Below are 26,216 nucleotides of genomic sequence, written 5' to 3' on the forward strand. Positions count from 1 at the left end.
CCTAAGGACGATCCTGCCCGACCCTCACTAGCTGCTTGCCGAAATTGGCGCCCTTGAGCAGGCCCATGAAGGCGTCAGGCGCGCTGTCGAGCCCCTCGGTCACGAACTCCTTGTATTTGACCTTGCCCTCGCGCACCCACTGCGACATGTCGCGGATGAAGTCGCCATGGCGGGCGGCAAAGTCGCTGACGATGAAACCGCGGAAGGTCAGCCGCTTGGTCAGGATGTTGCGCATCAGCGCGCCGGCCCATTTCGGCGCGGCGGCCTCCGTGTCGTTGTAATGCGCGATAAGGCCGCAGACCGGCACGCGCGCGAATGCATTCAGGAGCGGAAAGACCGCGTCGAACACCGCGCCCCCGACATTCTCGAAATAGACGTCGATGCCCTTCGGGCAGGCTTCCTTCAGCTTGGCGGCGAGATCGGGATCGCGATGGTCGAGGCACGCGTCGAAGCCGAATTCGTTCGTGACATAGGCGCATTTGTCCTTGCCGCCGGCAATCCCGACCGCCCGCGCGCCCTTGATCCTCGCGATCTGTCCGACCGCCGAGCCGACGGCGCCGGAGGCGGCCGCGACCACCACGGTCTCGCCCGCCTGCGGCTTGCCGATGTCGAGCAGCCCTGTATAGGCGGTCATGCCGGGCATGCCGAGCACGCCGACGGCGGTCGAGATCGGCGCGATTGTCGGATCGATCTTGGTCAGGCCCTTGCCATCAGACAGCGCATGCGTCTGCCAGCCCGCGCGCGACAACACGATGTCGCCTGTCGCAAAGGCGCGATTGTTGGAGGCGATCACCTCGCTGACAGTGCCGCCCTCCATCACGCCGTCGACCGGCACCGGCTGCGCGTAGGACGGGCCGTCGCTCATCCGCCCGCGCATATAGGGGTCGAGCGAGAGCCAGATGGTGCGGAGCAGGACCTGCCCGTCGCCGGGCACCGGCACCGCATATTCCTCGAGACGGAAGTCGGACGGTTTCGGCTCGCCGTGCGGACGCGAGGCGAGAACAACGCGCTTGCCCTGGGACATGAGGAACTCCTCCAGATTTGTTATTCGTCGTTGCGAGCGTAGCGAAGCAATCCATGCCTCTGCAAGCAGAGGAATGGATTGCTTCGTCGCCATTGTTCCTTGCAATGACGGCCCGGAGAATTGGCGCAGCGGAGAAAGTTTACATCCCGCCGGGATAATTCGGCGCTTCGCGCGTGATCGTCACGTCATGGACGTGGCTTTCGCGCAGGCCCGCCCCGGTGATGCGGACGAACTCGGCCTTGTCGTGGAATTCGCCGATATTCCGCGCACCGACATAGCCCATCGCGGCGCGCAGACCGCCGGCAAGCTGGTGCATGACGTTGCCGACTGGACCCTTGTAGGGCACTTGGCCCTCGATGCCTTCGGGCACGAGCTTCAGCGTGTCCTTGATGTCCTGCTGGAAGTAGCGGTCGGCCGAGCCACGCGCCATCGCGCCGACCGAGCCCATGCCGCGATAGGCCTTGTAGGAGCGGCCCTGCCACAGGAAGACCTCGCCGGGCGTCTCGTCGGTGCCGGCGAGCAACGAACCGACCATCGCGATGTCGGCGCCGGCGGCGAGCGCCTTGGCGAGATCGCCGGAATATTTGATGCCGCCGTCCGCGATCACGGGCACGTCGGCCTTCTTTGCTGCCGCCACCGCGTCCATGATCGCGGTGAGCTGCGGCACGCCGACACCGGCGACGATGCGGGTGGTGCAGATCGAGCCGGGCCCGATGCCGACCTTGATGCAGTCAGCGCCGGCATCGATCAGCGCCTGCGCGCCGTCCCGAGTTGCGATATTGCCGGCGACGACCTGCACGGCGTTGGAGAGACGCTTGATCCGATTGACGGCGTTGAGCACGTGCCTGGAATGGCCGTGCGCGGTGTCGACCACGACGACGTCGACACCGGCATCGATCAGCCGTTCGGTACGCTCGTATCCGGTCTCGCCCACCGTCGTGGCGGCGGCAACCCGCAGGCGGCCGTGCGCGTCCTTGCAGGCGAGCGGATGCGCGACCGCCTTTTCAATGTCCTTGACGGTGATCAGGCCGACGCAGCGGTATTGATCGTCGACGACAAGGAGCTTTTCGATGCGGTGCTTGTGCAGCATCCGCTTCGCCTCATCCTGGCCGACGCCTTCGCGCACCGTGACGAGGTTTTCGTGCGTCATGAGCTCGGAGACCTTCTGCCGCGGATCGCTCGCGAAGCGCACGTCGCGGTTGGTCAGGATGCCGACCAGCTTCCCGGGGGTGGTCTTGCCGCCGCCGGTGACGACCGGAATGCCGGAGATGCCGTGATCCTTCATCAGCGTCAGCGCATCCGAAAGCGTGGCCTCGGGGCCGATCGTCAGCGGATTGACCACCATTCCGGATTCGAACTTCTTCACCTGCCGCACCTGCGCAGCCTGGCCCTCGGGATCGAAATTGCGGTGGATGACGCCGAGGCCGCCAGCCTGGGCCATCGCGATTGCCATGCGCGCCTCGGTGACGGTATCCATCGCGGAGGCGATGATCGGAATGTTGAGCGGGATCGCGCGGGTGACGCGGGAGCGGATATCGACCTCCGAGGGAAGAACGTCCGACAGACCGGGCTTTAGAAGCACATCGTCGAACGTGAAAGCCTCGCGGATAGCCTGAGGTCCCGTGGGCATTGCCAACTCCTTTCGGCGGCGTCCGCCGCAATCGTCTTGCGGATGAACGCCGCCTGCGGCGACGCTGCCTGCGTCACCGTAGAATCGGTGCCCATCGGTGGGGTTGACGCTGGTCGATAGCATGGCGGGATGACGAATCAAAGCGTCTGCCAGCCATGCTTGGCGCTTTTTACGGAGCCCGGTACCCCGGCGGCGGCCCATGGCGGCGGATCGCCTCGACCACCTCCCGGTGGCGCCGGTCCTCCCGCTTCATGTGGACCGCGATCACGGCATGAGCCGACGGCACCAGCAGCAGCACGTGGAAAAACAGCCCGAAAATCGCGCAAAACACGATCAGGACCAGATTGAAGATCGCCGAAAACGGCTGTCCGTTCAGGAGCAGCCCGATCGGCGGCAACAGAGCGGCAAGGACGTAGATCACGGCACACCTCAATGCGCTGGCGGATGCATACCAGCGTCACGCTGGATTTAGGTGGTTTGGCCGGTTCCGCAATAGCGTGTGTGACGGCGGGATGATACAGCCGCCTGGCACCTTTATCAGCCCCGTCCGATTTCTTTAGTAATGAACAAAGAACGCCTGATTCCACTCATCGTGGCCACTGCCCTGTTCATGGAGAACATGGACTCCACGGTGATAGCGACCTCGTTGCCGGCGATTGCCGCCGACATCGGCACGAGCCCGCTGACGCTGAAACTTGCGATCACCTCCTACCTCCTGTCGCTCGCGGTGTTCATCCCGGCGAGCGGTTGGACCGCGGACCGCTTCGGCCCGCGCATCGTATTCGCAGGCGCCGTCGGCGTGTTCATGCTGGGCTCGATCGGCTGCGCGCTGTCCTCGTCCGTGACCGATTTCGTGTTCGCCCGCATCGTGCAGGGGCTGGGCGGCGCGATGATGACGCCGGTCGGGCGGTTGGTGCTGCTGCGGTCCGTCGACAAGAGCGCGCTGGTCAACGCAATGGCGTGGGTGACGATTCCCGCGCTGATCGGCCCTGTGATCGGGCCGCCGCTCGGCGGCTTCATCACCACCTATTTCTCCTGGCACTGGATCTTCCTGATCAACATCCCGATCGGGCTGCTCGGCATCTTCATGGCGCTGAAATACATCGATCCGATCAAGAGCGTCGATCCCGAACGCTTCGATCTCTACGGCCTCGTGCTCGCGGGCGTCGGCCTTGCCGGCATCGCTTTCGGCCTGTCGGTCGCAGGCCTCAATCTGCTGCCGTGGACCGTAATCGCGGCGCTGGTCGGGATCGGCTCCGTCTCGATGGCGCTCTACGTCATTCACGCGCGGCGAACCGGATCGCCGGTATTGGATTTCGCGCTGCTGCGCCTGCCGACCCTGCGGGCCGCGATCATCGGCGGCTTCATGTTCCGCCTCGGCATCGGCGCAATGCCGTTCCTGCTGCCGCTCCTGATGCAGGTCGGCTTCGGCCTGACGCCGTTTCAGTCCGGCCTCGTGACATTTGCCTCCGCGGTCGGCGCCATGGGCATGAAGACGCTGGCCGCGCGCATCATCCGCACCTTCGGCTTCCGCAACATGATGACCGTCAACGCGGTGGTCTCCGCGTTCTTCCTCGCCGCCTGTGCGCTGTTCACGGTAACGACGCCGCTGCTCCTCATCATGATCATCCTGGTGGTCGGCGGCTTCTTCCGCTCGCTCCAGTTCACAGCGATCAACACCGTCGCCTATGCCGATGTCGAGGCGGCGCAAATGAGCCGCGCCACCACGCTCGTCAGCGTCAACCAGCAGCTTGCGGTATCCGCCGGCGTCGCGGTCGGCGCGTTCTCGGTCGAAACGACCCTGGCGCTGCATCACCAGACCGAGCTGTCGGCCGACGTGTTCGCGCCGGCCTTCGTCGTGGTCTCGCTTATCTCGGCGGCCTCGGCATGGTTCTTTTGGCAAATGCCGCAGGACGCCGGCCATGAGATCTCGGGCCGCAAGGCGATCGAGATTTCGAGCCGCAAGGAAGCCGCAAAAAGCGCCGCAAGCGCCGCCCTCAAGGTCGCAACCGAGGACACCCAGGACGCGCGGGATCAGAGATTGGGCTGAGGTTCCCGCTCCGAAATCTCCCTCAAGCGAAAATCAAGGCAATATCGAGCCCGCCTGAGCCCCTGCTCAAAGCGGAGTGCTGCCGTCCGGGCCATATTGGCCGTCATGAGACGGCGAGATTTTATCAGCCTTGTCGGCGGTGCGATGGTGTGGCCGGTCGCCGCGCAATCGCAGGAAGCGACCAGGCCGTACCGTATTTTTTGGTTTTCCACCCAGACGCAGCCGGACCCGTTTCTCGATGGGTTTCGCGACGGGATGCGCGCGCGCGGCTACGTCGAAGGAAAGAATCTGACCTTCGAGCTCCAATACGCTCCTGGAGACCCGGAGGCGTTGCGCCAGGCAATATCCGAAATCAAGCGGGGCAAGATCGACCTTGTGGTGTCGAGCGGCCCGGCGACGCGCGCAATGACAGCGGTCAGGGAGGTTCCCGTCCTGTTTGCGCTGAGCGGCGATCCGGTCGAGCTCGGCATCGTCAAGAGCCTCGCGCAACCCGGCGGCAACTTCACCGGCTCGACGTTCCTGTCGCTTGAGCTCGCCGGGAAAAGGGTTGAGCTGCTGAGGGACATCTTCCCAAGGCTGAGCACGCTGATCGCGCTGTCGAACACGAATCATCCGGGCGAACAATCGGAGTGGCGCGCCACCCGAGAGGCCTGCCAGAAGCTCGGTATCGCGCCGGTCTACGTGCCGTTCTCGGGGCCGCGGGAATTGGAGGCCGCGCTTGCCAGAGCGGCCAATATTCACGCCGACGCCTTGCTGGTGTTTCCGGACGCCGCCACGATGGTGCATCGGGCCAGCATCGCGGAGTTCGCGATCAATCGGCGCCTGCCCTCGATGTTCGGATGGAGCGAATATTGCGAAGCCGGAGGGCTCGCGAGCTACGGAGCGAATCAAAAGGCCACCTATTTCTCACTCGCAACTTACGCTGACCGGATCCTGCGCGGTGAAAGCCCGGCCGACCTCCCGGTCGTGCAGCCGACGAATTTCGAGTTCGCCATCAATCTCGGGACGGCAAAACTGCTTGGCATCGATCTCGACGAATCCGCGATCCTCTTTCGCGCCAACAAAGTGATCGAATGAGGCGGGCACCTGAGATGCCCGCGTAGCCAGCCATTACCGGAAACATCTCGCAGTGACCCGCCCGCGCCGCTCGCTCTTCGTCAAATATTTCATGACGCTGTTCGTGGCTGCGGCCGTGCCGCTCACGCTCGGCGCCGCGAGCGATGCGTGGTTCGTCTATCGCGACCAGTGCCGTCATCTCAATGAGGTTCTGCAGGTCGAAGCGCGCTCGGCCGCCGACAGGATACAGACCTTCATCGATGGAATCGGCGATCAGCTCGGCTGGGTCGTACAGTTTCCATGGACCCAAAGCGAGGATGACCGCCGCCGGATCGATGCTCTGCGGCTCCTGCAGCAGGTGCCGGCAATTGCCTCGGTCATGCTGATCGACCAGGCCGGAACCGAACGCGTCTTTGTATCCAGATTACGGCTGAACCGCACAGGCCGCGGCGCCGACATGTCGGCTGACCCGGCGGTCGTCGGCGCGCGCGCAGGCGGCGTCTGGTACGGACCGGTCCAGTACCAGCACGATTCGGAACCCTACATGCGGATCGCGGTCGCTGGAAAACGTCCCGCGGCCGGCATCGTGATCGCCGAGATCAATCTGAAGCTGATCCGCGACGTCATCGCCGCGATCAAGATCGGCGACACCGGCCACGCCTTCGTCATCGACGGTTCCGGCCGCCTGATCGCTCACCCCGACATCAGCCTGGTCCTGCGTGGCGGCGCGGCGTCGGATGAGTTCGAACGGCTCAAATCCGCCGTCAGGGCCGCCAAGGGATCCGCAGCCATCACGATCGGCAATGACGGCGGTCCGGTTGTCGCGCTTGCGGTCCGCGCCGCCAATGTCGGCTGGACCGTGATTGCCCAACAGCCAATCCACGAGGCATTCGAATCGACCCGCATCGCGCTGTGGCGTTCGCTTGCGCTCATCGCCATCGGAGCGATCGTCGCCTCAGCCCTCGCCTATTGGCTCGCACACCGCATGTCCGGACCGATCCGGCACCTCGAGGACGGTGTCGCACGGATCGGCATGGGGAAATTTGACCATCGCATCGCGATTCACAGCGGCGACGAGCTGGAGCAACTGGCGATCCGCTTCAACGAGATGGCCAAAGAACTGGCCATCTCCCAGCACAAATCGGTGCGCATCAACCGGTTGAAGCAGTTCCTTCCGCCGCAGGTGGCTGAGTTGGTCGAAACCTCCAACCAGCGCCTGCTGGACGAGCAGCGGCGCGACGTGGTTGCGATCTTCGGCGATTTGCGCGGCTTTACAGCCTGCTCGACGCGCGCCGAGCCCGAAACCCTGATGACGGTGTTGCGGGAATATTACGAAGCGGTTGGCGCCGTCACGACCCGGCATCAGGCGACCCTGATCCGCTTCGCCGGCGATGGGGTGATGGTCCTGGTCAATGCGCCCGTGGCTTGCGAGAATCCGGCGCACCGGGCTGTTCGGCTCGCGATCGATATGCAGGCGGCGGTTCAGTCGCTCGTGACAAGCTGGCGCGCCAGGGGCTATGCGATCGGTTTCGGCATGGGCCTCGCGATGGGACCGGCGACCGTCGGGGCCGTCGGCTACGAGGGCCGGGTCGACTACACCGCGATCGGAAATGTCGTCAATCTGGCGTCACGGCTGTGCGACACCGCAAACGACGGACAGATTCTGCTCGATCCGGTCGCGGCCGGCAAGGTGAAGGACAGCTTCGCGCTCGTCTCGCTCGGAAAGCGGTTGATGAAGGGCTATGACGACGCAGTGCAGATCTTCGCCGTGGCGCGTCACGGCACGGCGATGCAAGATCACGCCTGCCCGCTGCAGCCTGCGGACGCCTGTCATGAAGCCTTCGCGTGCCCGCGGAATCCCGTCGCGAGCACGTAACGCTCGGAGGAATCCTGCCGGCTCGCCGCCGGCTTGACGTGGCGCACCGTGGTGAAATCGCGCTTGAGCTGCGCCAGCAAATCCGCATCCGCCCCGCTCTGAAAGACCTTTGCCAGGAATGTCCCGCCGGGATTGAGCACCTCACAGGCGAATTGGGCGGCGGTCTCGACGAGGCCGATGATGCGTAGCTGATCGGTCTTGCGATGGCCCGTGGTATTGGCGGCCATATCGGACATCACGAAGTCGGCGCGGCCGCCCATCATCGCGATCAACCTCTCCGGCGCGTTGTGATCGAGGAAATCGAGCTGTGCGAAGGTGACGCCCGGAATCTCGCCCATCTCGAGCAGATCGATCGCGATCACCTTGCCCTTGCCGTCGGCGGCGCCGGTGCGCTTTGCCGCAACCTGGCTCCAGCCGCCAGGCGCCGCGCCGAGATCGACCACCGTCATGGCGGGCTTGAGCAGGCGGTATTTGTCGTCGATCTCGGTGAGCTTGAAGGCCGCGCGCGAGCGGTAGCCCATCGCCTTGGCCTTGGCGACATAGGGATCGTTGAGCTGCCGCTCCAGCCAGAGCTTCGACGACAGCTTGCGCTTGCCGCCGCTCTTGACGGTAACGTGCAGCCGCCCGGTGGTGTCTTTCGGCATGGTCCTTCTCTTCTCCCTCGCCCCGCTCTTGGCGGGGAGAGCGTCGGGGTGAGGGGGTGCCTCCACAAAGGAGGTGAGAGATGCGCTCGCGGAGAGTCCCCCTCACCCGGATTGCTGCGCAATCCGACCTCTCCCCGCAAGAGCGGGGCGAGGTGAATCGGCGTCTAGCACGGCCGCAGAGCGCCGTCCTCGCGCATCATCTCGACCAGCATGCCCTCGCGCAGGCCGCGGTCGGCGACGCGCAGCCGCGGCAGCGGAAACGCGTTGCGGATCGCGTCGAGGATGGCGCAGCCCGCGAGCACAAGATCGGCGCGTTCGACGCTGATGCAATTATTGTTGACGCGCGCCTCGTAGCTCATGCCGAGCAATTTCTGGATCGTCGCGGTGATGTCGGCATTCTTCATCCAGATGCCGTCGACGCGGCGGCGGTCGTAGCGCGGCAAGTTGAGGAACAGGCCCGCAAGCGTGGTCACGGTACCCGAGGTGCCGAGCAGATGCATGTCGCGCAGGTCGGTGCCGTGCTCGGCGGCGAACGGCGCGACATATCCGGCGACCGTGGCGATCATCTGCCGGTAGCAGTCGCGCGAGACGTTTTTGCCGCCGAAATGCTCCGCCAACGTGACGACGCCGAGCGGGATCGACATCCAGGCCTTGATGCACGGCGCCGCGTTCGGCGCGTCCGGATCGCGCTCGATCCGCACGAGTTCGGTCGAGCCGCCGCCGATGTCGAACAGGATCGCGCCCCGCCCCCTCGGATCGAGCAGCGGCGAGCAGCCGATCACGGCGAGCGACGCCTCGGTCGCGCGGTCGATCACTTCGAGCTTGATGCCGGTCTCGGCCGCGACGCGATCACGAAAGCGCTCGGCATTGGCCGCCGAGCGACAGGCCTCGGTGGCGATCAGGCGCAGCCGTCGGGCCTTGCGATGGCGGATCTTGTCGCCGCAAATGCTGAGTGCGGCGATCGCACGCTCGATGGCGGCCTCGCTGATGGAACCGGTCGCGGCAATGCCCTCGCCGAGCCGGATGATCCGCGAGAAGCTGTCGAGCACGCGGAACCCATCGCCGGAGGGACAGGCGATCAGGAGGCGGCAATTATTGGTGCCAAGGTCGAGTGCGGCGTAGACACCGGTCTCCACGCCCGCCGCACCCAACCCTGACGGGGCTCCGCTGGCCGCAGGGCCGTCGCAAAGCCGCACATCGTCGTTCATCAAACCTGTCTTTCCGCAGGCGCGGGGTCCGGCCTGCCGAAGAAAATTGTCTGCTCACGGAAAGTTTAGCAGCGCCTCTGACCCATGCAATAACGGATCACATTGAGACCATGCCCATTCGGGCGTTGTCGTCAGGCAGGGCGTGCGTTATCTGGTGAATCGCCCCCAAACCAGTGAAAATCTGGGCATTTCAGGTCTATTCCCATGCAGAATCATATTTCACCCGCCTCCCTGGAAAACGCTATTGCGCTGCGAAAATACGGGGTCGGGCAGCCGGTCCGCCGCAAGGAGGACGACACCCTGGTGCGCGGCAAGGGCAAATATACCGACGATTTCTCGCTGCCCGGCCAGGCCCATTGCTGGATGGTTCGCTCCTCCCATGCCCATGGCGTCATTAGGCGCATCGACACAGCGGCGGCCAAGGCGATGCCCGGCGTGCTCGGCGTGTGGACCGGCGCCGATCTTGCGGCCGGCAACTACAACCCCTTCACCTGCGGTCTGCCGCTGAAGAACCGCGACGGCTCACCCCTCTTGCAGACCAACCGACACGCGCTGCCGACCGACAAGGTGCGCTTCGTCGGGGACCCCATCGCCTTCGTCGTTGCGGAAACCGCGGCGCAGGCGCGCGATGCGGCGGAGGCCGTCGAGGCTGACATCGAGCCGCTGCCGGCGGTGACCGACGCCGCAGAGGCCGCGAAGCCGGGCGCGCCGCAGCTCTACGACCACATCCCCCTCAACGTCGCGCTCGACTATCATTATGGCGACACCGACAAGATCAACGCGGCCTTCGCGGCGGCCGCGCATGTCACCAAGCTCGACATCGTCAACACCCGGGTTGCCGTCGTCTCGATGGAGCCGCGCGTGGCGCTTGCGAGCTACGACAAAAAGACCGAGCGCTACACGCTCCAGGTGCCGACCCAGGGCGTCTCCGGGAACAAGGCAATCCTCGCCAGAATCCTCAACGTGCCGCCGGAGAAGGTGCGCATTCTGACCGCCAATGTCGGCGGCTCCTTCGGCATGAAGAACCTCAACTACCCCGAATACACCTGCATCGCGCATGCGGCGAAGGCGCTGGGACGCCCGGTGAAATGGCTCGACGAGCGCTCGACGAGCTTCCTCTCCGACAGCCACGGCCGTGCGCAACTGATCCACGCCGAGCTTGCGCTCGATGCCGACGGCAAGTTCCTCGCCGTGCGCCTTTCCGGCCATGGCAATCTCGGCGCCTACATCACTGGCGTCGCGCCGGGGCCGCTGTCGCTCAACACCGGCAAGAACCTCGCTAGCGTCTATCGCACGCCGCTGCTCGGCGTCGATATCAAGACGGTGTTGACCAACACCACGCTGATGGGCGCCTATCGCGGCGCCGGGCGACCCGAGGCCAACTACTACATGGAACGGCTGATCGACGCCGCTGCTGACGAGATGGGCATCAGCCGCCTCACGCTGCGCAAGCGCAACTTCATCAAGCCATCGCAACTGCCCTTTCCCGCCGCCTCCGGCGTCACCTATGACAGCGGCGATTTCGCCGGCGTGTTCCAGAAAGCGCTGGAAGTCTCCGACTACGAGAATTTTGCCAAGCGCAAGAAGGCGAGCCGGAAGAACGGCAAGCTGCGCGGCATCGCGGTGGGCTCCTATCTCGAAGTCACCGCCCCGCCGAGCGGCGAGCTCGGCAAGATCACATTCGAGCCGGACGGATCGGTGAAGCTCACCACCGGCACGCTCGACTACGGCCAGGGTCATGCCACGCCGTTCGCGCAGGTGCTGTCCGACCAGCTCGGCGTGCCCTTCGACAAGATCACGCTCGAACAAGGCGACAGCGACCTCGTGCGATTCGGCAATGGCACCGGCGGTTCGCGCTCGATCACCGCAACCGGACAGGCGATCGTCGAGGCGTCGGCGCTGGTCGTCGAGAAGGGCAAGAAGGCGGCGGCTCACGTGCTGGAAGCGTCCGCCGATGACATCGAATTCGGCGATGGCCGCTTCACAATCGCCGGCACCGACCGCTCGATCGGAATCATGGAGCTCGCCGAGCGCATGCGCGAGGGTGGGATGCCCGAGGGCACGCCCGAGACGCTCGATGTCGACCACGCCACCAAGGAGACGGTATCGACCTTCCCCAACGGCTGCCACGTCGCGGAGGTCGAGATCGATCCGGAGACCGGCGTGACGCAGATTATGCGCTACGCCGCGGTCAACGACTTCGGCATCGTCGTCAATCCGATGATCGTCGCCGGTCAATTGCATGGCGGCGTTGCGCAGGGCATCGGACAGGCCCTGATGGAGCAGGTCAGCTACGACGACTCAGGCCAACCGATCACCGGCTCCTTCATGGACTACGCGCTGCCGCGCGCGGGCGACGTGCCGGCGATGCAGGTCGGCGATCATCCCTCGCCGGCGAAGTCCAATCCGCTGGGCACCAAGGGCTGCGGTGAAGCCGGCTGTGCCGGCAGCCTCGTCTGCATCGTCAACGCGGTGGTGGACGCGCTGTCGGAGTATGGCATCAAGCACATCAACATGCCGCTGACGCCCGAACGTGTGTGGCGCGCGATTCAGAACGCTAAGGCCAAGGCGGCGTAAGCGGCTACGCCACTGCCTGCTCGCGCGGCTGGTAGATCGCGATGTGCCAGCAATGCGCGAGCGGGGTCTTGCCATTGGCGAGCACGAGCGCGTCGAGCTCGACGAAGCGGTGGCCCTTCTTGTCGTAGTTGCCCGTGACCTTGGCGCGAGCCGTCAGTTCGTCGCCGATCCTGGCGGCGGAGAGAAGCTGCATCCGGCTGCCGACATGAATCCACGGGCCGAGGATCGCGTTGTCGACCAGCACCTTGTTCATCATCCGCTGCAAGAGACCGGGATGGCCGAGGCCTTCACGAGCGAAGATCGGGTCGATTTCCCTGATGTCGGCGAGATAATCCTGCGCGGCGTCGCCCGACCAGTCGCGCGGTATGGTGCCGAGCCACTTGTCCACTTCGTAAGAGGACGGGTTCACCGGCTTGCGCTCGACTACGGGTGCGACCTGCTTGTAGTCGTCAATCGACACCGGGGGAACCGAGTCCGGGAGCGAGGCGCTGCCGGTGGCGCAGAGTTCGCCGCGGCTGCGGACTTCGATTGCGAGGGCGCCGTCACTGTCGCTGCCGGTCAGTTCCGCGGTCTCGCCATCATAGACCGGTTTCACGAACCGCGCCTCGATCAGCCCGCGTTCGAGGAAATCGCGCCCCCATTTCTCGACCGGCAAGTGCATCATGTAGGCCATGACATCGACGCCGGGCACGAGGCCGCCGGAAAAGCCGAACCGCCGCGCCACCGTGTCGTCGTGGATCTTGTTCTCTGAAAACTTCGACGTGTTGTAGGCTGAGACGCGGTAGGTTTGCAGCGCCGCCATGGCGTTTCCCCAATTTGCGTTGTTTTTCTGCCGGCAATGGTAGTCGAACGAAGGGAGGTGGCAAGCCTCGCGTTTTCCTCGCAATTTCCCGCACGATGGAGTACACGCAGGGCGCCCTCGCGGAACTCCTCAACTTGATGACTGAAGCACTTCCGACCACCCGCATCTATGTCGACGCCGACGCCTGTCCGGTGAAGGACGAGATCTATCGCGTCGCGATCCGCTTCGGCGTGCCAGTGAGTGTGGTCGCCGGCAATTTCATTCGCGTGCCGCAGGATCCGCTGATCGAGCGCATCGCGGCCGGCTCCGGCATGGATGCCGCCGACGACTGGATCGCGGAGCGCGCGCATGACGGCGACGTCGTGATCACCGCGGACATCCCGCTGGCGAGCCGATGCGTCAAGGCCGGCGCCGACGTCATCGCGCCCAACGGAAGGCCGTTCACCGAACAGTCGATCGGCATGACGCTCGCGATGCGCAACCTGATGACGGACCTGCGCACGTCGGGCGAAATCACCGGCGGACCAAAATCGTTCTCGGCGCGCGATCGCTCGACCTTCCTGTCGACGCTCGACCAGACCATCCGCCGCATCCAGCGCCGCCGCGCGGAGCAATCGGCGCCGAGCGGGAGCTGACGCGATGGCCCCGCCTCTCATCCAGCTCAAGGACATCAGCCTCACCTTCGGCGGCACGCCGCTGCTCACCGGCGTCGAGTTGTCGGTGTCGGCCAGCGAGCGCGTCTGCCTGATCGGCCGCAACGGCTCCGGCAAATCGACGCTGTTGCGCATCGCAGCCGGCCTGGTCGAGCCCGACTCCGGCAGCCGCTTCGTGCAGCCGGGCGCCACCATCCGCTATCTGCCGCAGGAGCCGGATTTTACCGGGCACGCAACCACGCTGTCTTATGTCGAGGGCGGTCTCGGCCCCGGCGACGATCGCTACCAGGCGCGCTATCTCCTCGAACAGCTTGGTCTCACCGGCGAGGAGGATCCCGCGCATATCTCGGGCGGTGAAGCCCGCCGTGCGGCGCTGGCACGCGTGCTGGCGCCCTCGCCCGACATCCTGCTCCTGGACGAGCCGACCAACCATCTCGATCTGCCGACCATCGAATGGCTCGAGGGCGAGCTCGCGGGCCGGCGCTGCGCGCTGGTCCTGATCAGCCACGACCGGCGCTTCCTCACCAACCTGTCGCGCACGACGGCCTGGCTCGATCGCGGCCAGATCCGGCAGATCGACCGCGGCTTTGGCGCGTTCGAGGCGTGGCGCGACGAAGTGCTGGCGGAAGAAGAGCGCGAGCAGCACAAGCTCGACCGCAAGATCGTCAATGAAGAGCACTGGCTCCGCTACGGCGTGTCCGGCCGCCGCAAGCGCAACGTCAAGCGGCTCGGCAACCTGCATGCGCTGCGCGACCAGCGCCGGAATTATCGCGGGGCCACCGGCAATGCCACGCTCGCGGCGGCCGAGGCCGAGAAATCCGGCCGGCTGGTGATCGAGGCAAAAGACATCGCCAAAGCCTATGGCGATCGCCAGATCGTCGACGGCTTCTCGACCCGCATCCAGCGCGGCGACCGTCTCGGCATTGTCGGGCCCAACGGCGCCGGCAAGACCACGCTGGTGCATCTCCTGATCGGCAATGATCCACCCGACAGCGGCTCGGTGCGGCTTGGCGCCAACATCGAGATGGCAACGCTCGACCAGCATCGCGAAAGCCTCGATCCCAGGCTGACACTGGCGGAAGCCTTGACCGGCGGCCGCGGCGACCATGTGATGGTCGGCGACAAGACCAAGCATGTGATCGGCTACATGAAGGATTTCCTGTTCGCCCAGGAGCAGCGCGGCACGCCGCTGGAGGCGCTGTCGGGCGGCGAGCGCGGCCGGCTGATGCTCGCCCGCGCGCTGGCAAAGCCGTCCAACCTGCTGGTGCTGGACGAACCGACCAACGACCTCGATCTCGAAACCCTCGATGTGCTGGAGGAGATGCTCGGCGACTACGAGGGAACGGTGATCCTGATCAGCCACGACCGCGATTTCCTCGATCGCGTGGTGACGTCGGTGATCGTACCGGAGGGCCAGGGTCGCTGGATCGAATATGCCGGCGGCTATACCGACATGCTGGCGCAGCGTGGCGCTGATGTGAGGCGCGAGACCGTCAAGGGGCAACAAGCCCCGGTCGTGGAGAAAAAGGAAGCCACGGCGACAGCGCCCGAAGCGACGCCCAGGCGGCGGCTGAACTTCAACGAAAAGCACGCGCTGGAAACGCTGCCGAAGACGATCGAGAAGCTGCAGGCAGAAATCGCGAAGCAGCAGAAGCTGCTTGACGATCCCGACCTCTACACCAAGGATCGCAAGAAGTTTGACACCGCATCAGCCGAGATCGCGAGGGCGCAAGCGGAGCTCACTGCGGCAGAGGATCGCTGGCTCGAATTGGAAGTGCTGCGCGAAGAAATAGAGCAAGCATGATGCGGATGGTTTCACGTCGTTGCTTCGCTTCACTGAATGCTGAACTGGAGTCGACCCGATGACCACAACGCTCGCCGCCAAGATCGCCCGCGAATACGGCACGCCCTGCGCCGTCATCGACATGGACAAGGTCGAGCGCAACATCGCCCGCATCCAGGCCGCCTGTGACGCGGCCGGCGTCGCCCATCGTCCGCATATCAAGACCCACAAGAACCCGACGCTCGCGCAGATGCAGATCAAGGCGGGCGCGAAGGGCATCACCTGCCAGAAGCTCGGCGAGGCCGAGATCATGGCGCATGCCGGCATCGACGACATCCTGATCAGCTACAATCTGCTCGGCGACGAGAAGATGGCGCGGCTCGGTGCGTTGCAGGTGAAAGCCAACGTAACGGTTGCCGCCGACAACTCCGTCGTAATCGGCGACCTGCCGAAGGCAGCGGCAAGCTCCGGGCGTCCCCTTTCCGTCGTGGTCGAATGCGATACGGGACGCAAGCGCGCGGGCGTCGAGACGCCGGCGGAAGCGATCGCGCTGGCGCGCGAGATCGCTGCGGCAAAGGGCCTGACGTTTGCGGGCTTCATGCTCTACCCCACCGAGACCGGCTGGGCGGAGGCGCAAAAATTCTACGACGAGGCGCTCGCCGGCGTCCGCGCGCACGGCCTTGATGCCACCATCGTCTCGACCGGCGGCACGCCGAACCTCAAGAACCTCGGCAAGCTCAAGGGCGGCACCGAGCACCGCTTCGGTACCTACATCTACAACGACCGCATGCAGGTCGCTGCGGAGGTTGCGACCTGGGACGATTGCGCGCTCAACATCTACTCCACCGTCGTCAGCCGCGCCGGCCCCGAGCGCGGCATCCTCGACGCCGGATCGAAGACGTTGACGACCGATACCGGCGGCCTCGAAGGCCACGGGCTGATCCTCGAACATCCCGAGGCGAAGATCGCGCGCTTTGCAGAGGAACACGGCTTCCTCGACCTCTCCCGCAGCAACACGCGGCCGAATGTCGGCGACGTCGTGCGGATCGTGCCGAACCATGTCTGCGTCGTCGTCAACATGATGGATGAGGTCGTCATGGTACGCGGCGATGAGATCGTCGGCACGCTGCCGGTCGCGGCAAGAGGGAAGCTGCGATGACGCGAGTAGCGAATAGCGAGTAGCAGGGACTATTCGCTATTCGCCGTTCGCGCTTCAAGCCACTTCAGCACGCCCTTCCCCGCGGCCGCGCCGGTCGCGAACGACGCCTGCAGCAGATAGCCGCCGGTCGGCGCCTCCCAGTCCAGCATCTCGCCGGCGGCGAAGGTGCCGGGCAGACGGCGCAGCATGAAGTTGTCGTCGAGCTCGCTGAAGGGGATGCCGCCGGCGGTCGAGATCGCGCGATCGATCGGTGCTACGCCGGTGAGTTGAACAGGGACTGCATTGATCAAGCACGCCAGCCCCGACGGCGACAGCGATGCCAATGGCTGGCCCGACACGATCGCAGCCTCCTGAATGAGGCCAATGCCGACAGGCGAAATCTGCGCCGCCTTGCGCAGGAAATTCGAGAATGATTGCTTGCCTCGTTGTGCCGACAAGCGCGTCGTCAGTGCCTCGATCGTAAGCTCAGGCCGCAGCGCGACGCTCAGCGTTGCCTGCCCCGCGTCCAGCAGCGCCTCGCGCAACTCCGCCGACAGCGCATAGATCGCGCCGCCTTCGATGCCCGTGCGAGTGATGATAGCCTCGCCGCGCACGGTGTGCGCACCGATCGTCAGCGCGACGCCCTTGAGCGGCTGGCCCTCGAAGCGGTTACGAAAAATATCCGACCATGCGACGGTGAAGCCTGAATTGGCCGGCCTGAGCTCTGAGATCGCGACGCCCCTCGCCGCAAGAATATCCGCCCAAGTGCCATCCGACCCGAGCCGCGGCCAGCTCGCGCCGCCGAGCGCGAGGACGTTGGCATCGGCTTCGACCCTGCGCAAGCCATCCGGCGCTTGAAACAACAGCCGACCGCCTTCATCCCATCCGGTCCAGCGGTGTCGCAACGCGAAATGCACACCCGCGCTGTCGAGTCGCCGCAACCAGGCGCGCAGCAAGGGCGACGCCTTGAAGGTCTTTGGAAACACCCGGCCGCTGCTACCGACAAAAGTCGGCTGTCCGAGCGCCTCGCTCCAATCGCGCAAGGCCGTCGGCGGAAACGCCTCGATTGCAGCCTCGAGATGCGGCATCGCCTCGCGATAGCGCGCGAGAAAACCGGGCAGCGGCTCGCTGTGGGTGAGATTGAGGCCGCCGCGCCCGGCCATCAGGAATTTGCGCCCGGCCGACGGCATCGCGTCGTGGACCGTGACCCGCGCCCCACCTTGCGCAAGGATCTCCGCGGCCATCAGCCCAGCGGGACCAGCGCCGACGACCACGACATGGTTTCGCTCTTCAGACATGCTGCGAGCAAGCCACTCGACGGCGCCAGAGAGGTGGACGCCCGGGACAAACCCGGCCATGACGAATGGGGGTGAAAGGCACCGTCCTACAGCTTCACGCCAGCCCGCGCCGCGGCGTGGCCGACATATTTCTGTGTCTGCTGGAACGCGCCTTCCAGCGCCTTCGCGGTCGACATGTCGCTGATCTCAGCGAAATGCGCTGATATCGCGTCGGGCGTCCAATCGGATTGCGGAAGGTTGACGCCTTCGGTCTCCAGTATCTTGATGACGGCGAACGAGCCTGCACCGGCGCCCATGATGGTGCGGGTCGGCGCGTCCTCGCTGAGCAGGAATTCCACCGCCGGCGTGATCGCTTCCGGTTTCATGAGCGCGAGCGCCTGCGGCGGAAGCAACTCTTCGGTCATCCTTGTCGCTGCCGTCGGCGAGACCGTGTTGATGCGTATGTTGTTCTTGCGGCCCTCCTCCGCGAGCACGTTCATCAGGCCGACCATGCCGGTCTTGGCCGCGCCGTAATTGGCCTGGCCGAAATTTCCGAACAGGCCAGACGACGAGGTCGTCAGCACGATGCGCCCGTAGTTGCGCTCACGCATGCCGGCCCATACCGCCTTGCAGCAGTAGAAGGTGCCGGTGAGATGCACATCCAGCACCTTGGCCCAGTCGGCGATCTCCATCTTGGCGAATGACTTGTCGCGCAGGATACCGGCGTTAGCGCACAACAGATCGACGCTGCCCCACTCCCTGGTGGCACGCGCGACCATCGCGGTGACCTGCTCGAAATTGGAGACGTCGGCGCCATCGGCCATCGCCGTGCCGCCGGCTTTGCGGATTTCCTCGACCACCGCCTCGGCCGGCGACAGCGAGCTGCCGGTGCCGTCGCGCCCGCCGCCGAAATCGTTCACCACGACTTTGGCGCCGCGGCTCGCGAGGCCCAGCGCATGCGCCCGTCCGAGACCATTGCCTGCGCCGGTGACGATGGCGACGCGTCCGTCAAATCTGATTGTCATGCCGTTAGTTCCTGTTCTTCCACCCTGCTCACTTGTGGGAACCTAAATGCGAAAATCCGTAAACAAAATCAATGATGGATCGCGAAACCTTTCCCTTGCTGTCGTGGAGAGATTTATCGCTTCACCGGCCGCGCGATCTCGTGCCCTGCGCCATTATGGCGCAGCGGATGTCCGCTTTTCCTGCGCGCCGCACCGAACTTGTCTCAGCATCGACTTGACAAATGCGTGCTGGGAGACCTCAGGCCTCAGTTTTTAGCCAAGTGATATTCCGGGAATTGGAAGCGATCTTCATACGTGGCGTGCGTTGACGCAAGTCGACGAACGAGCGTCAAACACGTGCTGCCCGCAAATAGCAATTCCGCGACCGACACATTCTCTCGCCGACAGGCGACACGAGAATTGATCTCTTGCGGCCTCGAAAAGGAATGCTCTCTCAACCCCCAGAGGAAGGTACTGAAATGACCAAAGCTTTTCTGATCAGCACTTCCATCGCAGTTATTGCCAGCGCGTTCGTCTTCACCACCATTCCTGCGGCCAACGCCGCCTCGGGATGTTGGAAGAATGGCCGCTATCAAGAGGATTGCGGCGGCGGACAGACCCAGACCACGCCGTCCAAGCAGCGGCCTCAGACCCAGAGCAACAGCGACTACGGCGGCGGCACCGACAGCAGGCCTCGTCCGCGTCCCAACTATCCTCACGATACGTACTATCCGGGTAATCCGCGTCCGGACTATTACCCACGGCCACGGCCAAGCCGCTATCCCGACGACAGCTATGGCAACAGCGGGCCGTATTATCCGCATCACCCGGAACGGCCGCGCTATCCGACCGACAGTTATGGTGGGCCATACTATCCGCAATACCCGGACCGGCCGCACCGTCCGATGTACCCACGACCGGACTACCCGCAGGATGTGTCCTATCCGCGTCCCAACCACCCCGCGCCCTATCCGCGTCCCAGCCAGAGCGGCGGCACGTGGCAAACCGGGCAAACGGGAGGCACATGGGGCGGCTCCGACAAGCCTGCGTGGGGCCAACCGGGCAACGAAGGTTATGGAGGAAAGCAATGAGCAGAATGCTCGCATACTCCATGGCGCTGGCCGCCCTGTTCGCGTTCGCGGGTGATGCTAACGCCAATTGCAGAAGGATCGGTCCGCTGGTGCAGCCGGGCTCGGGCCAAGAACCGCGCTGCATAACCACCAGCGATGGGGCCTATGAGCCGTACACTGATGGCCGCGACAAGAGCGCCAGCAGCGGGGCCTACCGGCGCTATGCCGAGCGCAGAAGGGCCTGGCGTGAAGGCGCAAACCACACCGAAGACATGGCGACGGGCGGGACGATGCACGGCAACATTCTCGTCTCGCCCTTCGTCCCCGGCAGCGTGCAGGATCAAGCATGGCAGTCGGAACGCAAACGCAAAGGGTTGTGCGGCAACGACCGCTTGTGTTTAGGAGCAAGATGATGCGCGCGGTATTAAGTGTGCTGATGTTGTTGTCGCTCGGCGGCATTTCCTATGCGCAGGACTGCCGGGAATTGCGCCAGGCCTGCATGATGAAGGACCAGCTTGGCGAGCGTGGGCAGGGCAACTGCCGACGCTACCGTGAAGCCTGCCAGCAACCGCAAGTCTCCTGCATGGAGCTGCGGGCACGCTGCATGTTCAAAGACGAACTCGGCGAACAGGGCCAGGGAAACTGCCGGCGATATCGCCAAATGTGTGGCGGCTAGCTCCAGAGCATGATCCGGAAAAGTGTATTGCGGTTTTCCGAAAAGATCATGCTCAAACAAAGAGATGAGATCATGATGCGGTTCGACCTAATCGCATCATGATCTGGTCCTGTTTCCGGACGCGTTTGAACTCGGGCCGAGGCGGGGCGGCCCGAGTTCGACCGAGCGGGCCGCGCCGCCAATGTTGGATGCCGGTCAAGCCCGGCCACGAGGCTACTTGAAATAGATCAGGCCGAGCCAGTCGGCGACCAGTGCGGGCCTGTCCTCGCCCTCGATCTCGATCGTGACATTGGTGCGGGACTGCAATTCCTTCGGCTTGCGCAGCCTGGCTTCCGCCAGCACGAAACGGCCGCGGACGCGCTTGCCGGCGCGTACCGGCGAGATGAAACGCAGCTTGTCGAAGCCGTAATTGACCCCCATTGCCGCGCCCTCGACGAGCGGCATCACCTCGTAGGACATGATGCTCATCAGCGACATCGTGAGAAAGCCATGCGCGATCGTGGTGCCGAATTCGGTTTCCTTCTTCGCGCGCTCCGGATCGACATGGATGAACTGGTGATCCTCGATCACGTCGGCATAGGTGTCGATGCGGCCCTGATCGATCAGGTGCCACGAGGACACGCCGATCTCCTTGCCAACCATGCCCTGATACGTTTCCAGCGACACCGGCGGCTTCTTCCAGACCTCGTTCATCGATCAAGTCTCCGATCCCGCCGCCCGCACCTTCTGCAGCTCCGGGAATTCCTCTTCGCGGAACTCTACCCCGCGCAGCGCATCGCTGCGATTATCCTCTTGTTCGAACCGGCGCAACTGCACGCGGCGGATTTTACCCGAGATCGTCTTCGGCAGTTCGGTGACGAGCTCGAGCTTGCGGATGCGCTTGAACGGCGCAAGCCGCGTGTGCAGGTGCTTGAAGATCGACAACGCGGTCGCCGGCGTGCGCTCGGCGCCGGCAATCAGCAGCACATAGGCCTTGGGAATCGCAAGCCTGATCGGATCGGGGCTCGGCACGACGGCGGCCTCGGCGACCGCCTCGTGCTCGAGCAGGATGCTCTCCAACTCGAACGGCGAGATGCGATAGTCGGACGATTTGAAGACGTCGTCGGTGCGGCCGACGAAGGTCAAATAGCCCTCGTCATCGGTGAACACGACATCGCCGCTGCGATAGATATCGCCATCGGCGCCGCCGAGCCTGCCGTCATCATTCTGATAGCCCTGCATCAGGCCGGCGGGCCTGTCGGCGCCGAGCAGTAGCGTCACCTCGCCCTCGCGTGCCGCATGTCCGTCATTGTCGGTAACCTGTACGCGATAGCCCGGCAACGGCCGGCCCATCGAGCCGACCTTCACCTTCTGCCCCGGCGAATTGCCGGCGAGCGCCGCGGTCTCGGTCTGACCGTAACCGTCGCGGATGGTGAGGCCCCAGGCCGCCTTCACCTGGTCGATCACCTCCGGATTGAGCGGCTCGCCAGCACCGCAGACTTCGCGCAGAGAGACCTTGAAGCTCGCGAGCTGCTCCTGGATGAACAGACGCCACACCGTCGGCGGCGCGCACAGGGTGGTGACGCCGCAGCGGGCGACGATAGCCAGCAATCCCTTGGCGTCGAAGCGCGGCTGGTTCACCACGAACACGGTGGCGCCGGCGTTCCACGGTGCGAAGAAGCAGCTCCACGCATGCTTGGCCCAGCCGGGCGAGGAAATGTTCAGATGGATGTCGCCCGGCTGCAGGCCGAGCCAGTACATGGTCGAGAGATGACCGACCGGATAGCTGCGCTGGCTGTGCCGCACCAGCTTCGGTTTCGCCGTGGTGCCCGACGTGAAATAGAGCAGCATCGGATCGTCGGCGTTGGTCGGGCCATCGGGCGTGAAGGTCTCCGGCGCATTGGCCGCGGCCTCGAACGGCACCCAGCCATCCTGTGGCTGCGTCGCGCCGACGACGATGCGGAGAAGCTGGTCGCCCCCCAGTCCTGCGAACTTGCCGACCTGATCCTGTGTCGCAACCACCGCCTTCGCCCTGCCGCGATCGAGCCGGTCGCGTAGCTCGTCGGGGGTGAGCAGCGTGGTCGCGGGGATCACCACGACGCCGAGCTTGATCGCCGCCAGCATGGTCTCCCAGAGCGGGACCACATTGCCGAGCAGCAGCAAGAGGTGGTCGCCGCGCTTCAGCCCCTGCGCGCGCAGGGCGTTCGCCACCTGGTTGGAGCGGCGCGACAGCGCGGCGAAGGAGAGCTTTGTCTCGCGATCGCTTCCGGCATCGACGATCCACAATGCCGGACGATCCCTGCTTTCAGCGTCGCGCGCCAGTTGCGCATCGAACCAGTCCAGCGCCCAGTTGAACGGCACCGGGTCAGGCCAGCGGAAATCTCGCACCGCGGCATCGTAATCCGTACGGTGCTTGAGCAGAAAGGCTCGCGCGTCCTGGAATGTGGTCATCTACGGTGGTCTCGCGGCATTCACATCCGTCATCCTGAGGAGCCGCGAAGCGGCGTCTCGAAGGATGGCCACAAACACCTTCTCTTCATCCTTCGAGGCTCGCTCCGCTCGCACCTCCAGCGACAACGGCGAAGTCGTTGCACAGGGATGACAACGATCATTTCGGGGCCAGTCCCCTAACGTGCTGGATAATTCCGGAAAAGTCGACCCCACCGTGGCCGGAGGCGTCGAACGCCTTGTACAGCTCCTGCGCGTGCTTGCCGAGCGGCGTCACCGCGCCGGCGGCCTTGGCCGCATCCTGCGCCAGCGTCAGGTCCTTCACCATAAGGTTCGAGGCGAAGCCGGGCTTGTAGCCGTTATTGGCGGGCGACGTCGGCACCGGACCGGGCACCGGGCAATAGGTCGTGAGCGACCAGCACTGCCCCGACGAGGTGGAGGCGACGTCGAACAGCGCCTGATGCGACAGGCCGAGCTTTTCAGCGAGCGCAAACGCCTCGCCGACCGCGATCATTGAAATGCCGAGGATCATGTTGTTGCAGATCTTGGCCGCCTGTCCTGCGCCGGCGCCGCCGCAATACACGATCTTCTTCCCCATGTTCTCCAGCACGGGACTTGCCACGGCAAAGGCCTTGTCCTCGCCGCCGCACATGAAGGTCAGCGTCGCGCCCTTGGCGCCGCCGGTGCCGCCCGACACCGGCGCATCGATTGAGGCCATACCGTGCTTCGCCGCGAGCGCATGCGCCTGTTTGGCGCTTTCGACATCGATGGTCGAGCAATCGATGATGAGCGTGCCCTTGCCCATCGCCGGGATCACCTCGTTCCACACACCGAGCACATGCCTGCCGGCCGGCAGCATGGTGATGACGATTTCAGCTCCCTTCACCGCGGCGGCGCTGCCGTCGGCAATCGCGGCGCCATCGCTCTTGGCCTGATCGCGAGAGGCCGCAACCAGATCGAACGCGGTGACCTTGTGGCCAGCCTTGACGAGGTTGGCCGCCATCGGCCCGCCCATATTGCCGAGCCCGATGAATGCGACGTTTGCCATTGCTATTCCTCCGCGTGGAAGTTTCTATTTGCCGTCAGGGAATGTCAGCTCGTCGGCGCCGATCTCGGCGAAGTAAGGCGCGATCATCGCCGGCGTCACGTCCTCGATCCGTGGCGGCGACCATTTCGGATCGCGGTCCTTGTCGATCACGGCGGCGCGCACGCCCTCGCGGAAGTCGTCGCTCGCGAACACCTGCAGCGCGGCACGATATTCGCGCACCAGGCATTGCTCGAGCGTCGCCGTGTTGCGCGCGAGCCGCAGCAGCTTCAGCGTTACCACCATCCCGCGCGGCGACTTTTCGCCGAGCGTCTTCAAGGTCGCCTGCGCAAGGTCGGAGCCATCGGCCTTCAGCGCGGCAATGATGTCTCCCATCCGGTCCTGCGCGAACCAGCCGTCGATCCTGGCCCGCATCGCGGCCACTGGTCCCGACGTCTCGCCAGTCGCAAATCCAGCGATCAGCCCATCGATCTCGGCCGACGTTGTGCCCGGCCTCGCCTTCGTGAGAGCCTCGTGCAGCGCCGGCAACTTCGCCGTCGGCACCACGGCATCGGCAAATTTTGCGTAGATCGCATCGGGACCGTTCATGGTCTGGCCGGTCAGGCCAAAATAGGTGCCGATTTCGCCCGGCGACCGCGACAGCAGATACGTGCCGCCGACATCGGGGAAGAAGCCGAGGCCAACCTCGGGCATTGCAAGCTTTGTCTTCTCCGTCACCACGCGATGGCGGCTGTGGGCCGACAGCCCGACGCCGCCGCCCATCACGATGCCGTCCATCAGGGCGACATAAGGCTTCGGGAATTTCTTGATCCTTGCGTTGAGGATGTACTCGTCGCGCCACAGGATCTTGCCGAGGTCACCGTGCACCTTCGAGCTTTCCCAGAGCGCGCGAATGTCGCCGCCGGCGCACAGCCCGCGCTCGCCCGCACCTTCGAGCACGATCAGCGCCACATCGGGATCGGCTTCGAATGCGTCGAGCGCCCTGTCGATGTCGTGGAACATCTCGAGGGTCACCGCATTGATCGCTTTCGGACGGTTCAGACGGATGATGCCGGCAAAGCCTTCCTTGCGCGCGATCAGATCGCCTTCGGTTTCAACTGACGTCATCGCGCACCTTCTATCATCTTGCGCGACACGATCAGCCGCATGATCTCGTTAGTCCCCTCGAGGATCTGGTGCACACGCAGGTCGCGCACGATCTTCTCGACGCCGTATTCGCTCAAATAGCCGTAGCCGCCGTGAAGCTGCAGCGCCTGGTTGGCGACCTCAAAGCCGACGTCAGTGCCGAAGCGCTTTGCCATCGCACACAGCGTCGTCGCGTCCGGATCCTTGCGGTCGAGCGCCGCGGCGGCGCGCCACACAAAGGTGCGCGCCGCCTCGAGCTCCGTCGCCATGTCGGCAATGCGGAATTGCAGCGCCTGGAATTCATCGAGCCTTTTGCCGAACGCCTTGCGATCCTTCATGTAGGCGAGCGCCTTGTCGAGCGCGGCCTGCGCACCGCCGAGCGAGCACGCCGCGATATTGATGCGGCCGCCGTCCAGCCCCGCCATCGCGATCTTGAAGCCGATACCCTCCTCGCCCAGCCGGTTTTCGACCGGCACGCGCGCGTTCTCGAAGATGACGGCGCGGGTCGGCTGCGCGTTCCAGCCCATCTTGCGCTCGTTGGCGCCGAGCGAAAGTCCCGGCGTGTCGGCAGGAATCACCAGCGTCGAGATGCCGCCGGGTCCGTCACCGCCGGTGCGCACCATGACGACATAGAGGTCGCCGCCACCCGCGCCGGAGATGAACTGCTTCTGGCCATTGAGCACATAGTGATCGCCGTCGCGCACTGCGCGGGTGCGCAGCGCCGCAGCGTCCGAGCCGGAGCCCGGCTCGGTCAGGCAATAGCTTGCGAGCAGCTCCATGGTGCAGAGTTTCGGCAGCCATTTCTGCCGCTGGGTGTCGTTGCCGAAGGCATCGATCATCCAGGAGGCCATGTTGTGGATCGAGATGAAGGCCGACACCGTCGGGCAGCCGGTTGCCAGCGCCTCGAAGATCAGCGCCGCGTCGAAGCGCGTCATCGCCGAGCCGCCGACGTCGTCCTTGATATAGACGCCGCCGATGCCGAGGCTTGCCGCCTCGCGCATCACGTCGACCGGAAAGTGCTTCTCCTCATCCCAGCGCAGCGCATGCGGCGCGATCTTTTCCGCCGCAAACGCCCGCGCCATGTCGCGCACCGCGATCTGGTCCTCGTTGAGCGCGAACTGCATCCTTGCCGCTTACCCTTGAAGATGCCC

23 protein-coding genes are annotated in these 26,216 nt (G+C 64.8%); 10 read left to right on the plus strand and 13 right to left on the minus strand.

Translation table 11 applies throughout. The features are described from left to right. Position 1: 1 nt before the first annotated feature. The 3 genes from JQ553_RS23220 to JQ553_RS23230 all read right to left on the minus strand — a co-directional run bounded on the left by JQ553_RS23220 (position 2) and on the right by JQ553_RS23230 (position 3,075). Positions 2-1,024, minus strand: coding sequence for an NADP-dependent oxidoreductase (locus JQ553_RS23220; RefSeq protein WP_212502329.1), 1,023 nt, complete (start codon positions 1,022-1,024; stop codon positions 2-4). Positions 1,025-1,163: 139 nt separating this feature from the next. Then, the gene (gene guaB, locus JQ553_RS23225) at positions 1,164-2,654 is read right to left on the minus strand and encodes an IMP dehydrogenase (protein WP_212502330.1); all 1,491 of its coding nucleotides are present in this window, start codon (positions 2,652-2,654) and stop codon (positions 1,164-1,166) included. A 169-nt stretch (positions 2,655-2,823) separates the two neighbouring features. Continuing rightward, a complete protein-coding gene (locus tag JQ553_RS23230) occupies positions 2,824-3,075 on the minus strand; it encodes a hypothetical protein (RefSeq protein ID WP_212502331.1) in 252 nt (83 codons plus the stop codon). Positions 3,076-3,216: 141 nt separating this feature from the next. On the opposite strand from JQ553_RS23230, the gene JQ553_RS23235 reads away from it, so the two are divergent. The 3 genes from JQ553_RS23235 to JQ553_RS23245 all read left to right on the plus strand — a co-directional run bounded on the left by JQ553_RS23235 (position 3,217) and on the right by JQ553_RS23245 (position 7,636). Continuing rightward, complete coding sequence (locus JQ553_RS23235; RefSeq protein WP_212502332.1) at positions 3,217-4,704, plus strand: DHA2 family efflux MFS transporter permease subunit; 1,488 nt, start codon at positions 3,217-3,219, stop codon at positions 4,702-4,704. Positions 4,705-4,809: 105 nt separating this feature from the next. After that, positions 4,810-5,781 (plus strand): ABC transporter substrate-binding protein, encoded by a 972-nt coding sequence (locus tag JQ553_RS23240; RefSeq protein WP_212502333.1) that lies wholly within the window; start codon positions 4,810-4,812, stop codon positions 5,779-5,781. 91 nt (positions 5,782-5,872) lie between these two features. Further along, positions 5,873-7,636, plus strand: a complete 1,764-nt coding sequence (locus JQ553_RS23245; protein ID WP_212502413.1) for an adenylate/guanylate cyclase domain-containing protein — start codon at positions 5,873-5,875, stop codon at positions 7,634-7,636. Here the strand turns inward: JQ553_RS23245 and JQ553_RS23250 are convergent. Continuing rightward, positions 7,591-8,280: an RlmE family RNA methyltransferase gene (locus JQ553_RS23250; protein WP_212502334.1), complete on the minus strand. Its 690-nt coding sequence runs from the start codon at positions 8,278-8,280 to the stop codon at positions 7,591-7,593. The genes JQ553_RS23245 and JQ553_RS23250 overlap by 46 nt on opposite strands. A gap of 164 nt (positions 8,281-8,444) precedes the next feature. Then, the gene (locus JQ553_RS23255) at positions 8,445-9,488 is read right to left on the minus strand and encodes a Ppx/GppA phosphatase family protein (RefSeq protein WP_212502335.1); all 1,044 of its coding nucleotides are present in this window, start codon (positions 9,486-9,488) and stop codon (positions 8,445-8,447) included. A gap of 204 nt (positions 9,489-9,692) precedes the next feature. Between JQ553_RS23255 and JQ553_RS23260 the strand changes: the two genes are divergently transcribed. Next, positions 9,693-12,065, plus strand: a complete 2,373-nt coding sequence (locus tag JQ553_RS23260; RefSeq protein WP_212502336.1) for a xanthine dehydrogenase family protein molybdopterin-binding subunit — start codon at positions 9,693-9,695, stop codon at positions 12,063-12,065. Between the two features lie 4 nt (positions 12,066-12,069). Here JQ553_RS23260 and JQ553_RS23265 read toward each other — a convergent pair whose 3' ends face one another. Beyond that, on the minus strand, positions 12,070-12,867 hold the full coding sequence (locus JQ553_RS23265; RefSeq protein WP_212502337.1) for a hypothetical protein: 798 nt from the start codon (positions 12,865-12,867) through the stop codon (positions 12,070-12,072). Between the two features lie 137 nt (positions 12,868-13,004). On the opposite strand from JQ553_RS23265, the gene JQ553_RS23270 reads away from it, so the two are divergent. Genes JQ553_RS23270 through JQ553_RS23280 form a run of 3 tightly spaced genes read left to right on the plus strand, consistent with a single transcriptional unit; the run spans position 13,005 to position 16,462 of the window. After that, complete coding sequence (locus JQ553_RS23270; protein WP_212502338.1) at positions 13,005-13,502, plus strand: YaiI/YqxD family protein; 498 nt, start codon at positions 13,005-13,007, stop codon at positions 13,500-13,502. A 4-nt stretch (positions 13,503-13,506) separates the two neighbouring features. Next, positions 13,507-15,324, plus strand: coding sequence for an ABC-F family ATP-binding cassette domain-containing protein (locus JQ553_RS23275; protein WP_212502339.1), 1,818 nt, complete (start codon positions 13,507-13,509; stop codon positions 15,322-15,324). Between the two features lie 58 nt (positions 15,325-15,382). Then, positions 15,383-16,462, plus strand: a complete 1,080-nt coding sequence (locus tag JQ553_RS23280; RefSeq protein ID WP_212502340.1) for a D-TA family PLP-dependent enzyme — start codon at positions 15,383-15,385, stop codon at positions 16,460-16,462. A gap of 29 nt (positions 16,463-16,491) precedes the next feature. Here JQ553_RS23280 and JQ553_RS23285 read toward each other — a convergent pair whose 3' ends face one another. Continuing rightward, the gene (locus JQ553_RS23285) at positions 16,492-17,739 is read right to left on the minus strand and encodes a TIGR03862 family flavoprotein (protein WP_212502341.1); all 1,248 of its coding nucleotides are present in this window, start codon (positions 17,737-17,739) and stop codon (positions 16,492-16,494) included. Between the two features lie 86 nt (positions 17,740-17,825). Then, positions 17,826-18,743: an SDR family NAD(P)-dependent oxidoreductase gene (locus JQ553_RS23290; RefSeq protein ID WP_212502342.1), complete on the minus strand. Its 918-nt coding sequence runs from the start codon at positions 18,741-18,743 to the stop codon at positions 17,826-17,828. A gap of 458 nt (positions 18,744-19,201) precedes the next feature. Between JQ553_RS23290 and JQ553_RS23295 the strand changes: the two genes are divergently transcribed. The 3 genes from JQ553_RS23295 to JQ553_RS23305 are packed head-to-tail and all read left to right on the plus strand — an operon-like array spanning position 19,202 to position 20,468. Next, complete coding sequence (locus tag JQ553_RS23295; RefSeq protein ID WP_212502343.1) at positions 19,202-19,813, plus strand: hypothetical protein; 612 nt, start codon at positions 19,202-19,204, stop codon at positions 19,811-19,813. Further along, entirely contained in the window at positions 19,810-20,205 is a 396-nt protein-coding gene (locus JQ553_RS23300) for a hypothetical protein (protein ID WP_212502344.1), read from the plus strand. Before JQ553_RS23295 ends, JQ553_RS23300 begins: the two co-directional genes overlap by 4 nt. Then, the gene (locus tag JQ553_RS23305; RefSeq protein WP_212502345.1) at positions 20,205-20,468 is read left to right on the plus strand and encodes a hypothetical protein; all 264 of its coding nucleotides are present in this window, start codon (positions 20,205-20,207) and stop codon (positions 20,466-20,468) included. Before JQ553_RS23300 ends, JQ553_RS23305 begins: the two co-directional genes overlap by 1 nt. 213 nt (positions 20,469-20,681) lie before the next feature. Here JQ553_RS23305 and JQ553_RS23310 read toward each other — a convergent pair whose 3' ends face one another. From JQ553_RS23310 to JQ553_RS23330, 5 genes are all read right to left on the minus strand, one after another. After that, positions 20,682-21,161, minus strand: a complete 480-nt coding sequence (locus tag JQ553_RS23310; RefSeq protein ID WP_212502346.1) for a MaoC family dehydratase — start codon at positions 21,159-21,161, stop codon at positions 20,682-20,684. Between the two features lie 3 nt (positions 21,162-21,164). Beyond that, entirely contained in the window at positions 21,165-22,898 is a 1,734-nt protein-coding gene (locus JQ553_RS23315) for an AMP-binding protein (protein ID WP_212502347.1), read from the minus strand. Positions 22,899-23,055: 157 nt separating this feature from the next. After that, complete coding sequence (gene mmsB / locus JQ553_RS23320; protein ID WP_212502348.1) at positions 23,056-23,943, minus strand: 3-hydroxyisobutyrate dehydrogenase; 888 nt, start codon at positions 23,941-23,943, stop codon at positions 23,056-23,058. Between the two features lie 24 nt (positions 23,944-23,967). Next, positions 23,968-25,047, minus strand: a complete 1,080-nt coding sequence (locus JQ553_RS23325; RefSeq protein ID WP_212502349.1) for an enoyl-CoA hydratase/isomerase family protein — start codon at positions 25,045-25,047, stop codon at positions 23,968-23,970. Next, complete coding sequence (locus tag JQ553_RS23330) at positions 25,044-26,189, minus strand: isobutyryl-CoA dehydrogenase (RefSeq protein WP_212502350.1); 1,146 nt, start codon at positions 26,187-26,189, stop codon at positions 25,044-25,046. The genes JQ553_RS23325 and JQ553_RS23330 overlap by 4 nt, the downstream gene beginning before the upstream one ends. Positions 26,190-26,216: the final 27 nt, after the last annotated feature.

It is taken from the genome of Bradyrhizobium lablabi (assembly GCF_018131005.1).
Classification (GTDB): domain Bacteria; phylum Pseudomonadota; class Alphaproteobacteria; order Rhizobiales; family Xanthobacteraceae; genus Bradyrhizobium; species Bradyrhizobium lablabi_D.